Annotated in this window: 9 protein-coding genes; 4 read left to right on the plus strand and 5 right to left on the minus strand. The window is 38.0% G+C overall.

Annotation, left to right across the window (positions count from 1 at the left end; translation table 11 throughout):
* Nucleotides 1-5: 5 nt before the first annotated feature.
* Both mutL and JL102_RS09310 read right to left on the minus strand, forming a co-directional pair.
* A complete protein-coding gene (gene mutL, locus JL102_RS09305) occupies nucleotides 6-1,871 on the minus strand; it encodes a DNA mismatch repair endonuclease MutL (RefSeq protein WP_202244111.1) in 1,866 nt (621 codons plus the stop codon).
* Nucleotides 1,872-1,886: 15 nt separating this feature from the next.
* Nucleotides 1,887-2,237 (minus strand): hypothetical protein, encoded by a 351-nt coding sequence (locus JL102_RS09310; RefSeq protein WP_202244112.1) that lies wholly within the window; start codon nucleotides 2,235-2,237, stop codon nucleotides 1,887-1,889.
* A gap of 205 nt (nucleotides 2,238-2,442) precedes the next feature.
* Here JL102_RS09310 and JL102_RS09315 point away from each other — a divergent pair, with 205 nt between their 5' ends.
* The 3 genes from JL102_RS09315 to JL102_RS09325 all read left to right on the plus strand — a co-directional run bounded on the left by JL102_RS09315 (nucleotide 2,443) and on the right by JL102_RS09325 (nucleotide 7,217).
* Nucleotides 2,443-5,352, plus strand: a complete 2,910-nt coding sequence (locus JL102_RS09315) for a glycoside hydrolase family 3 N-terminal domain-containing protein (RefSeq protein WP_202244113.1) — start codon at nucleotides 2,443-2,445, stop codon at nucleotides 5,350-5,352.
* A gap of 15 nt (nucleotides 5,353-5,367) precedes the next feature.
* Nucleotides 5,368-6,525, plus strand: coding sequence for an N-acetyl-alpha-D-glucosaminyl L-malate synthase BshA (bshA, locus tag JL102_RS09320; RefSeq protein WP_202244114.1), 1,158 nt, complete (start codon nucleotides 5,368-5,370; stop codon nucleotides 6,523-6,525).
* Between the two features lie 80 nt (nucleotides 6,526-6,605).
* Entirely contained in the window at nucleotides 6,606-7,217 is a 612-nt protein-coding gene (locus tag JL102_RS09325; protein WP_202244115.1) for a sterol desaturase family protein, read from the plus strand.
* Nucleotides 7,218-7,400: 183 nt separating this feature from the next.
* Here the strand turns inward: JL102_RS09325 and mdh are convergent, their stop codons facing one another.
* The 3 genes from mdh to tilS all read right to left on the minus strand — a co-directional run bounded on the left by mdh (nucleotide 7,401) and on the right by tilS (nucleotide 10,271).
* Nucleotides 7,401-8,336, minus strand: a complete 936-nt coding sequence (mdh, locus tag JL102_RS09330) for a malate dehydrogenase (protein WP_202244188.1) — start codon at nucleotides 8,334-8,336, stop codon at nucleotides 7,401-7,403.
* Nucleotides 8,337-8,434: 98 nt separating this feature from the next.
* Nucleotides 8,435-8,953, minus strand: coding sequence for a Crp/Fnr family transcriptional regulator (locus JL102_RS09335; RefSeq protein ID WP_202244116.1), 519 nt, complete (start codon nucleotides 8,951-8,953; stop codon nucleotides 8,435-8,437).
* The gene (gene tilS, locus JL102_RS09340) at nucleotides 8,946-10,271 is read right to left on the minus strand and encodes a tRNA lysidine(34) synthetase TilS (protein ID WP_202244117.1); all 1,326 of its coding nucleotides are present in this window, start codon (nucleotides 10,269-10,271) and stop codon (nucleotides 8,946-8,948) included. Before tilS ends, JL102_RS09335 begins: the two co-directional genes overlap by 8 nt.
* A gap of 46 nt (nucleotides 10,272-10,317) precedes the next feature.
* Here tilS and JL102_RS09345 point away from each other — a divergent pair, with 46 nt between their 5' ends.
* Nucleotides 10,318-11,979, plus strand: a complete 1,662-nt coding sequence (locus JL102_RS09345) for an OstA-like protein (RefSeq protein ID WP_202244118.1) — start codon at nucleotides 10,318-10,320, stop codon at nucleotides 11,977-11,979.
* Nucleotides 11,980-12,063 lie beyond the last annotated feature (84 nt).

Below are 12,063 nucleotides of genomic sequence, written 5' to 3' on the forward strand. Positions count from 1 at the left end.
ATCTCTTATCTATTAAAGAAATTCTCTATCCTATTTAAATCTAAAATATGAAAAGTTGTCTGCCCGTTAGCTGCATAATTTGGATTAGAACAGGCAAATAGCTGATCAACCAACCCTGACATCTCCTCTTCATTTAAGCGAGCCCCTCTTTTAATGGCTGTTCTGCGAGCCAATGCCCTGGCCAGGTTCTCATTTCGGGGAATAGAAAGCTCAGATTTATTACGTTTAAACTGATCTATAAGTCCTTCAAAAATCTCCTTTTCATTAGCATTACCAATATCAGCAGGCAAGCCTTTTATAATAATGTCATTTTTGCCAAAAGGTTCTATTTTAAAACCTAAAGCAGACATCTCTTCCTGCATATCCATTACGAGCGAATAGTCTCCAGGGTTTAGTGATACTGTTTGAGGGAAAAGAGTTTGCTGAGAGGCTCCCGTATTATTTTTAAGATGGTTGATGTATTTCTCGAACAATATACGCTCATGAGCAGCCTGCTGATCCACCACCATCAACCCTGACTTCACCTGTATCAGAATATATTTATTATGCAGCTGAAACATAGCTTTGCCTCGCTCTTCATTCTCCGCCTCTACAGGTGTTTCTTCATTTACTTTGCTTCCAAAAGTAATAGTAAGATTCTCTTCCGGCTCATGCCTGCTAGGCATAGAAACCGATGAAGGTGTTTTACCTAGGTGCTCCTGGTCAAACATTTTCTCCCAATTATCTCTATTAGACCTCTGCTGCTGTGTTTCTGTATTTCTAAACTGAGTATAGTTCTTATCTTTTATAGTCTCTCTTTCTCTGGTCAGATCCAGCCCCACTCCTCCGGAAAGCTTAGTTCCCAAATTAATATCTGCCTGAAAATCAATGGTAGGCGTAATATTATGAGTAGCCAGCGCCTGTTTTACCGCAGCCCTTACCAAAGTATAAATCGTGCGTTCATCATCAAACTTAATTTCTGTTTTAGTAGGATGAACGTTTATATCAACATGAACTGGATCAAGCTCTATAAAAAGCACATAAAAAGGAAAGCTACCATCTGGCAACAGCCCTTCAAAAGCATTCATTACCGCATGATTGAGATAATTACTTTTTATAAACCTGTTATTTACAAAGAAAAACTGCTCTCCTCTGGTCTTACGAGCAAACTCAGGCTTACCTATATATCCATAGATTTTCACCTCAGCCATCTCTTCTGAACATGAAGCCAGCTGCTCTCTATAATTCTTGCCAAAAAGGCCTATAATTCTCTGACTTAGTTTACCACCTGGCAAGCTATACGTTTCCAAGTCATTTTGGTAGAGAGAAAATTTCACTTCCGGATTAGCTAATGCCACCCTCTGAAACTCCTCCACAATATGCTTCATCTCTACTCCGTTAGATTTCAGAAAATTCCTACGGGCAGGCACATTATAAAAAAGATTTTTTATACAAATAGACGTTCCTTTATCACAAACCACAGGCTCTTGCTTCTTTATTTCAGAAGCTTCCACCGCTATCAGTGTACCTAGTTCCTCCCCTTCCTGACGCGTTTTGATCTCCATCTGAGACACGGCAGCTATGGAAGCTAACGCCTCTCCGCGAAAACCCATAGTCCGTATAGAGAAAAGATCCTCAGTTTTGGTGATTTTAGAGGTAGCATGCCTTTCCAGACTCATTCGAGCATCTGTTTCAGACATACCTTTCCCATTATCCATGATTTGCATCATGGTTTTACCTGCATCTTTTATAATCACAGTTACTTCATCCGCACCAGCATCTATGGAGTTTTCCAGGAGCTCTTTTATGGCCGATGCCGGACGTTGCACTACCTCTCCTGCTGCTATCTGGTTGGCTAATGAATCAGGAAGTAATCGAATAATGTCTGGCATGTAGTATTCTCGGCTTTAGATAATTCTTTTGACTTTAAGGTACAATAATACGGAAGATACCAGAAGAAAAATATACAAAGCAATATTTCCATAAAACCAATAGCCCACAAGCCCAGCCGTGAGTAAGAGTATTATTACCGGCTGAGTCATGTTTACATTCTTTCTGGTCGGTTTTCTTGTAGTAAAAGATCCCGCTATTCTGGACTTAGGAAAATCTTTTTCATCAAGTTCTCCCTGATCCGCATCTATTATGCTTCTTATATGAGCTGTCCGCGCATCTATTTCCTCTTTTACAGGGTCATAATAACGTGGCGTCACATTAAATCTTTGATATTTCGGGGTCTTAAATAATGAAGGAAGTCTCATATTTTAAATATTTTTAGCCTTGATATACAGTTCATCATCAGGATCTTACTACATTCACAGCGTAAAGAAATGGTTGATGAAGTTATATCTTTTTTATAACATAATCCATTATAAGAAATATGGACACATGTTCGGCAATTATTTCTATCTTAGTAGAATACAAAATTAATTTTTTAAACGTTTTATTCATAAAGGAAACGGCTGCATGTTTAAAAAAGTTTTTAGCGCCTCTCTATTGATTTTCGGCTTATCGTTCACTTGCTTCTCTCAAAACCAACTACAAGAACAATGGGTAGACAGTGTCTATCAGCAACTTAATCTGGAGCAAAGAATCGGTCAGCTTTTCATGGTTCCTGCCTATTCTAACGGCAGCACCGAGCATTTAGAGGGGCTCGAGGCATTGGTAAAAAAAAGACAAATAGGGGGAATCATTTTTATGCAAAGCACCCCCGTAAAACAGATAAAAATAATTAACCGCTTACAGTGTTTATCGAAAACACCCTTGCTCATAGGCATGGATATGGAGTGGGGCGCTGGGATGCGTATAGATAGTACACTAAGCTTTCCTAGGCAAATGGCCTTAGGTGCTATCGAAAATGACAGCCTTATCTATGCTATGGGGCAGGAAATAGCCCGAGAAATGAAAATACTAGGTGTGCACCTCAACTTCGCACCTGTAGCGGACATCAATAGCAACCCTTTAAATCCAGTTATTGGTGTAAGATCCTTCAGCAGTAATAAAAAAGTAGTGAGTGAAAAAGCGCTGGCTTACATGAAAGGATTACAGGAAAATGGTGTGCTGGCTTGCGCTAAGCACTTCCCTGGCCATGGAGACTCACACCAGGATTCTCATTTAACACTGCCTAAAATAGATATCAGCCAAGAAAGGCTAGACACCTTGGAACTGTATCCTTTCAAACACTTGATGAAGGCAGGCGTAGCCAGCATTATGACAGCACATGTAGAAGTACCTGCTCTCACTAAAAAAAATACACCTGTTTCTCTCTCAGAAAAAGCTATCTCCGATTTTCTTCGTGCCGAGCTGAAGTACGAAGGGCTGCTAATTACTGATGCTTTAAATATGAAAGCCATTTCTGGCAGATACAAAACAGGAGAAGCCGAGATGGAAGCCCTAAAAGCAGGTAATGACATTCTTTTATTCCCTGAAAATATACCAGCAGCACAGGAAGAGATAAAATCAGCATTACGCAAAAAGAAGATAGACAAAAGCCAATTTGAGGCTAGTGTAAAAAGAGTGTTAAGAGCCAAGTACCGCGCAGGACTTACTGGTAAGTGGCATCCGTTAAACACTGAAAACATTATAAGAAAACTCAATAAGCCCAAAGCCAAGTTTCTTCAAAACAGCCTTTTCGAAAATACCATTACCACGGTTTACAACCCCGACAGCCTGTTACCCATCATTAACCTCGATAACAAATACTTCGCCTCCCTTACCATAGGCAGTACTGGCCAGTATGATTACTTCCTTGACAAATACGCACAGGTAATCCATTATAAATATGAAGCTTCTTCAAATCCAATATTATTTAAAGAGCTGAAATCATATGATGTGGTAATGATAGCGGTAGCGGATATAGACCCTACTCAAAAGAACTACGGGATTTCAAAGGAGGCTATTGACCTTATTAATAAATTAGGAAGCGAAACGCAGGTGGTACTCAATATACTGGGAACCCCTTATGCTATTCCATTATTTAGCAATGCTACTGCCATTACTTGCTCATATGAAAATAATAGCATTACTCAGAAACTTATTGCTGAAGCCATTTTTGGTGCTATCAAAACCTCAGCTCGTCTGCCTGTAGACATTAAAAACTTTGCATTTGGCAGTGGAGCATCTACGCCCAACCTGCAACGCTTAAGCTTCTCTATACCAGAAGCTGCAGGCATGGATATGGATGTACTCAATAAAATTGATGGCATTGCCCAAGAAGCTATAGCGGATGAAGCTACCCCTGGCTGCCAGGTATTAATCGCCAAAGATGGAAAAGTAGTTTTCCAAAAATCATATGGCTACTATACTTATGACAGCCTTAGGCCTGTTACAGAAAACACCATCTACGACATAGCTTCTGTTACCAAAGTTATGGCCAGCATGCAAGCTTTTATGTTTCTGGAAGAACGAGGAATAATAGATCTGGATAAGAAAATATCCGTCTATTTACCTGAGCTAAAAGGCACCAATAAGGAAAATATGATATGGAGAGACATACTTACTCACCAGGCTGGCCTATGGCCTTATTTGCCTTTTTGGAAGCAAACCATGGAAGATCCAGGCGCTTTTCATCAATTCTATAAAAAGGAGCCTAGCCCAGAATTTTCTTACCAGGTATCGGACAATCTTTACACCTCAGACATTATGCAAGACAGCCTTTGGAGCTGGGTAGTAAGCGCTAAGCTGAGAGATAAAGAACCTCATGTTCCTTATGACTATAAATACAGTGATATGGGCTACTATATATTAAAAAGAACTGCCGAAAAAGCTCTCAACCAACCGATGAATGAGTTTCTTCAACAAAACTTTTACGACCCTATGGGGCTCACCACAATGGGCTACCTCCCTCTTTGCAATTATCCCCTCAGCCGTATCGCTCCCACTGAAGACGACAACCTTTTCAGGAACAATCTTGTTTATGGGTTAGTACATGATCAGGGTGCTGCTATGAGCGGAGGAGTAGCAGGTCATGCAGGATTATTTAGCAATGCACTTGACTTGGCCAAAATGCTTCAAATGCACCTCCAAGACGGTGAATATGGAGGAATCAGATACTACCAAAAGGGTACTTTAGAGAGATTTACAGCACAACAATATAAAACTAACAGAAGAGGAATAGGCTGGGATAAGCCCCTGATGGGAGAATGGAACGGACCAACTTCCAGCTATGCTTCAGCAAAAACTTTCGGGCATACAGGTTTTACTGGCACTGCTATTTGGGCAGACCCAGAATTTAACTTAATTTATGTATTCTTATCTAATAGAATATATCCAGATGCTGAAAACACAAAACTTATTAAAAATAATATCCGTACAAGAATTCAGGATCTGATCTATGAATCTATGTGGCAATACAATCAACATGTAGAATCATATTAATTTATGAAAAAAAGGATGAAAATAGGAATTGTATGTTACCCTACGTTTGGAGGTAGCGGAGTGGTAGCAACAGAGTTAGGCAAAGCCCTGGCTAAAGCAGGTCATAAAATTCATTTTATAACCTATTCACAACCTACCCGGCTAGATTTTTTTAATGAAAACCTATACTATCATGAGGTCGATATAAGATCTTATCCTTTATTTCAGTACCCTCCTTACGAGCTGGCACTGGCCAGCAAGCTAGTAGATGTGGTTAAGTATGAGAAGCTGGATATTTTGCATGTACACTATGCTATCCCGCATGCATCATCTGCCTATATGGCGAAACAAATACTAAAAACAGAAGGCATAGACATACCAGTAGTAACCACCCTACATGGTACTGATATAACGCTAGTGGGCAAAGATGCCTCTTATGCGCCGGTAGTTACATTCAGCATTAACGCCTCTGATGGTGTTACTGCAGTTTCTGAAGATCTGAAAAAAGATACTTATGAGCACTTCAAAATCACTCAGGACATAGAGGTAATTCCTAACTTTATTGATCTTGAAAGATTTAAAAAGCAAAAAAAGGAACATTTTAAGATGGCTATTTGCCCTAATGATGAGCCTTTAGTTGTTCATACTTCTAATTTCAGAAAAGTTAAAAGGGTAGATGATGTAATCAGAATATTTAATAACATCAGAAAAGAAATACCCGCCAAATTATTGTTAGTAGGTGACGGCCCCGAAAGGAATAATATAGAAGCCCTATGTCGTCAATTTCATATATGTGATGATGTTCGCTTTTTAGGTAAACTGGAGGCGGTAGAAGAAGTTCTTTCTGTAGCCGATTTATTTATAATGCCATCAGAAAAAGAAAGTTTTGGACTAGCAGCCCTAGAAGCTATGGCCTGCGAAGTTCCTGTAATATCATCAAATGCAGGAGGATTACCAGAACTAAACATCAATGGTGAAACAGGCTACATGAGCAAACCAGGAGACATCGAAGACATGACAAAAAATGCCTTACATATATTAGACAAGAACAACTTGCCTACCTTCAAGAAAAATGCTCTAGCACGGGCAAAGTTGTTTAACATCACCGAAATAATGCCTCTTTATGAAAATATGTACCAAAAAATACTTGACAAAAAGCTGGAAAATGAAACACTTTCTCCAAAAGTGATGTAATAAATAATTTATAAAACTGTTCTAATTTTATTAAAAACCATTTACATAATTTAATTTTGTAAAAAATTGACCCTAGAGGAATGGCACAAGCAGAAACAAAAGACACTAAAGTATTATTTAACAATAAGCTTATTGAAAAGCTTTCAAGAACACATATATCTATACCCATCACCTTGTTTTTCATCTATTCGGCAGGGCTGCTATACTGGAGTGTAACTCATACCACGTTAGCTCCTATCACTACCGTAGCCTTGTTTTTCACAGGGCTAGTTGTGTTTACGTTCGTTGAATACCTGATGCATCGTTATGTATTTCACATGGATACTTACACCAAGCTAAGAGAGAAAATACAGTACAACTTCCATGGCGTTCATCATGACTACCCTAAAGATAAAGATAGATTGGCAATGCCTCCGTTGGTTAGTCTTACACTAGCCACTACATTACTTTTATTATTCAGATTAGTAATGGGAGACTTTGTTTTTGGATTCCTTCCTGGATTTTTAATTGGCTACGCCAGCTACTTGTTTGTACATTACATTGTTCATGCTTATCAGCCACCTAAAAATGCCTTTAAAACATTATGGGTTCATCATGCCATACACCATTATAAAGATCCTGAAAGAGCCTTTGGTGTATCATCTCCATTCTGGGATTATATTTTCAGAACCATGCCTAAAAAAGGAAGATAATTGATAACTAACAATATATTATGAAGGTGCCTGAGCAAGGCACCTTTTTTTATGTCATAAACTTTCCCTGCTAAACAAAATCCGTAAAATAGTCTTTCTCCCTCTCTCCGATTTCACTAACCGTATGAAAAAAAAAGCGGGATAAAACCCGCTCTTTGATTATATTTCGATATTAAGAACTAATTATCCATTCAGTTTATCAAGAACTTCCATTACTTCTGTAACATGCTTTCTTGAGGTTTCAAGCAATGCTTTTTCTTCATCGTTAAGGTCTAATTCTATTACCTTCTCAACTCCGTTTTTACCAAGAATTACAGGCACTCCTAAATAGCAGTTATCAATTCCATATTCACCCTCTAGTTTAATACATACAGGGAATACTCTTTTTTGATCTTTCACGATAGCTTCAGCCATTTGAGCAGCTGCAGAACCTGGAGCATACCATGCTGAAGTACCCATTAATTTCACTAGCTCACCACCTCCAGTTTTTGTTCTTTCGATGATAGCATCAAGCTTATCTTTATCTATAAGCTCAGTAACAGGAATACCACCTACAGTGGTGTATCTAGGAAGAGGCACCATAGTATCTCCATGTCCACCCATAAGTACGGCCTGAATATCTTTAGGAGAAACATCAAGGGCTTCAGCTAAAAATGCTCTGTAACGAGCAGTATCCAAAATACCAGCCATACCTATTACTTTAGTACGAGGTAATTTAGATGATAAATGAGCCTGATATGTCATTACATCAAGAGGATTCGAAACAATGATAATAATAGCATCAGGAGAGTGCTTGATCACATTTTCAGTCACTGACTTTACAATACCGGCATTAGTTTCGATAAGGTCATCACGAGTCATCCCTGGTTTTCTTGGTAAACCAGAAGTAATAACCACTACATCAGAACCTGCTGTTTTGCTGTAATCATTAGTTGAACCAATAGTTCTGGTATCATATAAATTAATGGGAGCTTTTTGAAAAATATCTAGAGCTTTTCCTTCAGCTACACCTTCTTTTATATCTACCAGCACTACTTCATTAGCTATTTCGCGATAGGCTAAAACATCGGCACAGGTAGCGCCTACATTACCTGCTCCAACTACTGTTATTTTCATAATTTTTATATGTAATTGATTGAATGAATTTGTTTATACGGCTAACAAAATTAACCAATACGAAGGACTTCACTAAGCTTACAATCAATTAAATTAAGGCCTTAACCGCGATAAACCTGACTTAAATTGAAGAAACCCATGGAGGACTTATAAGCCTTAAATACATTGGAATTATATTCATTATAAACCTCTGCCAGCACCTCTAACATGCGGGTTTTAATTTTTATATTATTTTCGAAAATATCGAAGATATTATCTTGAGGAATTACATAAAATTCTGCCTTTTCAGACACTACAAAAGCATTGAGCAATCGCTTAGTATTTTTTAATAAGCAACTTTCTCCCAAAGCTACACCTGGCCCCACTTTAGTTAGATCTTCAAATCGCTCATTCACATCTATAGTAAGGGCTATCTCTCCTTTCTTAAGGAGATACAAAGCATGACTGGGGTCATTCCTGAAAAAAACCACCTCATCCTGCTCATATTTTCTTTCATACATAAATGGAAGAAAGAGCGACATCTGCTTATAGTTGAGGGTGGAGAATAAGTTTATCCTGGACAGATAGAGGAATAAATCGTGTTGTTCTGGTGTAAATGTCTTTTTAAATGGATTATTCATTATCTATTCTTACTATATTGAATATCTTTTGCGAAGAAGATGTTATCTTATACCGGTCGTCAATTCTGTAGCCAATCACCCAAGCAATATCTTCACCAGAGGTAAGCACATAGACCCTCTCTTTCAAGTTTAATGGAATTTTCTCATCTATCATAAAATCACTTAGCTTTTTTTTACCCCTCATTCCCAGAGGTCTAAAAGCATCTCCAAGTTGCCACTTTCTCACTTTTAAAGGAAATTCCAAACGATCATAATCCAGACTTACTGCATATGCTGATTTGAATATTTTTCCAATATCATCAGAAAGCGAAAGCTTAAAAGTGACTCCTCCATGCTGCACCAACTCATCTTCTTCATGAATTTCAAACTCCACCTTTCCATTTACTCTTTCACTTATTATTAGACTATCTCTATCCACATTTACCTGGTGAGAGGCTGAGAAAAACAACTTTCCTGGCTCCGCTATTTTCACAGCCCGCATTACTTCTTCAGACTGAATATAACTAAATCCAAAAGGGCGTAGCAGCTCCTCTAGCAATACCACTTTGTCTACCTGCCTCAATCTATCCAAAGACAAATAATGATCGTTTCCTCTTTGCTCCCAATATTGATTTTTAAAATCATCCCTCAACTCATGAAGCATTTGCTCCATTTCCAGTAATCGCTTTTGGGTGTTTACAAAGGTAGTTTCTACAGATGGATTAATCTTTCTAAGCTCTGGCACCACGTTATTACGAATTTTATTTCGCATATAATCATCAGAAAAATTACTAACGTCGTCACGCCACTGAATTTTATTTTGACTTGCAAAGCATAATATTTCATCTTTAGTAGCCCACAATAAAGGTCTTATGAGCCTATTATTCTTAACCCTTATGCCTCGCAGACCGCTTATTCCAGTACCTTTAGCAAGGTTATAAAGTGTAGTTTCTAAACTATCATTGAGATGATGTGCCGTTACAAGGTACTTCAACCCCTTTTCTGCAAGTAATTTATCAAACCATTGATACCTCAGCTCCCGGGCAGCCATTTCAATAGAAACACCTTTATTCTCGGCATAATCTTTGGTATTAAATGATTCTGTTATACAATCAACCTTTATCGATTTGGCAAATTTCTTCACAAAGACCTCATCTTCATCAGAAGCAGCACCTCGCAGGTTAAAGTTGCAATGCGCAATTGTAAATGAATATTTTGATTGTTTGAGCAGGGTGGCCAGCACCATAGAGTCTACACCACCACTAACCGCCACAAGCAGCCTATCGCTATATTTACATAAATTATTGTCATCTATAAAATCTAAAAATTTCTTAACCATGGTTGTACCCCATTTTTTTGGTTAGTTTTGCAAACTGTTAATTATCATGATCAAATTTACCTTAAAAATAGCATATATTCTTGTTCTGCTCTGCGCCACTGCTCTTACAGCTTTCGCTCAGAAAGAACAAATCCAATTAAAGCAGGCCGATATATGGAAGGGCGGAATTAGAGACGGTGAACGCATAGATCGTGTGATAGGCAATGTAATCTTCCAACAAAAAGGAACCACTATCTATAGTGACTCTGCTTATTTCTTTAATGCAAAAAACTTCATTGAAGCCTATGGCCATGTGAAAATTGTAGAGGGAGACTCGGTAACTATTACTGCCGAAAAACTTGTATATGATGGTAATAAAAAAGAAGCTCAGCTAAGAAACGATGTGGTGTTTGTGAAAAAAGCACAAATGACACTTTATACAGACTTTCTGGATTACTACCGAATGCAGCAAGAAGCTCGCTACTACGAAGGAGGAAAAATAGTAGACAGCACCAACGTACTAACTAGTGAAAAGGGCTATTATCAGGTAAACACAAGTATGGCCTCTTTTAAAACTAACGTAAAGGCCGTTAACCCTGATTACACTCTTACTTCAGACACCCTACAGTATAATACGAACACAAAAGTTATCTACTTCCGCGCTCCGACCAAGATCATAGATAGCGACAGCAGTATTTTCAATTATGAAACTGGAGAGTACGATACTAAAATAAAACGCTCCGACCTGAATATAGGTCAAATTGAAAGTAAAGAGTACATACTTAAAGGCGACAGACTTAACCTCGATGACCTTAGCAAAAAATATACAGCCAAAGGCAATGTAGAGCTTGTTTCTAAAGAGCAAGACGTGATCATCACTGGAGATGATGGCTTTTATCAAAAAAAGCTGGGTATTTCTAAAGTATATGGAAATGCTCTCATGAAAAAAATAATGCAGAATGACACATTATACCTAAAGGCCGACACATTGGTAGCTATAGAAAATGAAAACCCATCCAAAAAAAGGCTTTTAGCATATAAAAATGTAAAAATCTTTAAACCTGATCTTCGTGGTGTAGCCGACTCTCTGGCATATTTCACGAGTGACTCCACCATCTACTTTTATGATGATCCTGTACTATGGAGCGGTGGCAGCCAGATAGAAGCCGATTCTATTAACGCTGTATTAGCCAATGGCTCTATCGATAGACTCAACATGAATGAAAACTCCTTTGTTATATCCGAAGATAGCATATCGAATTATAATCAGATAAAAGGACGTAGTATGGTCGCCTATTTCAAAGAAGGAAGCATTAAAAAGGTAGATGTAAACGGCAATGCCGAAAGCCTCTTTTTTGCCCTAGACGAAACAGACAGCTACTTGATGGGAATGAATAAAATTACCTGTAGTTTCATGATCATCAACTTCAAGATGAATAAGGTAGATAATCTTTCCTCTTACGTAACACCAGATGCTTCTTTTATACCCCCACAAGAACTAGAAGATCCTGAAAGAAGATTAAAGGATTTTAAATGGCGAATTTCTGAAAAGCCAGAAAGAAAAGATGTGCTTGGAGAAGAGGCTAGCCCTCAACCTGACAGCACTGATGATACCGATAAAACAGAAATAGAACCTTCTCAAAAAAATACAGAACTTGAAACAAGAAAATCAGTTAATAGTATAAAGCAAAAGAAAGATACATCTCAAGTAAAAAAGGAGGAGGAGTAAAATACTTTGAGCTTTATTTATTAATAGTTTTTTCGTATATTGTTCAGTTCAACATTAGACAATATATAAGCAGGTCATAATTAT

Source organism: Fulvivirga sediminis (assembly GCF_016757215.1).
GTDB classification, from domain to species: Bacteria; Bacteroidota; Bacteroidia; order Cytophagales; family Cyclobacteriaceae; genus Fulvivirga; species Fulvivirga sediminis.

Excerpts from the sequence above, each read along its gene's own strand:
- JL102_RS09345 (WP_202244118.1), top strand. The coding sequence starts at position 10,318 with ATGATCAAATTTACCTTAAAAATAGCATATATTCTTGTTCTGCTCTGC.
- JL102_RS09310 (WP_202244112.1), bottom strand. The coding sequence starts at position 2,237 with ATGAGACTTCCTTCATTATTTAAGACCCCGAAATATCAAAGATTTAAT.
- tilS (WP_202244117.1), bottom strand. The coding sequence starts at position 10,271 with ATGGTTAAGAAATTTTTAGATTTTATAGATGACAATAATTTATGTAAA.
- JL102_RS09335 (WP_202244116.1), bottom strand. The coding sequence starts at position 8,953 with ATGAATAATCCATTTAAAAAGACATTTACACCAGAACAACACGATTTA.
- mutL (WP_202244111.1), bottom strand. The coding sequence starts at position 1,871 with ATGCCAGACATTATTCGATTACTTCCTGATTCATTAGCCAACCAGATA.
- JL102_RS09325 (WP_202244115.1), top strand. The coding sequence starts at position 6,606 with ATGGCACAAGCAGAAACAAAAGACACTAAAGTATTATTTAACAATAAG.
- JL102_RS09315 (WP_202244113.1), top strand. The coding sequence starts at position 2,443 with ATGTTTAAAAAAGTTTTTAGCGCCTCTCTATTGATTTTCGGCTTATCG.
- bshA (WP_202244114.1), top strand. The coding sequence starts at position 5,368 with ATGAAAATAGGAATTGTATGTTACCCTACGTTTGGAGGTAGCGGAGTG.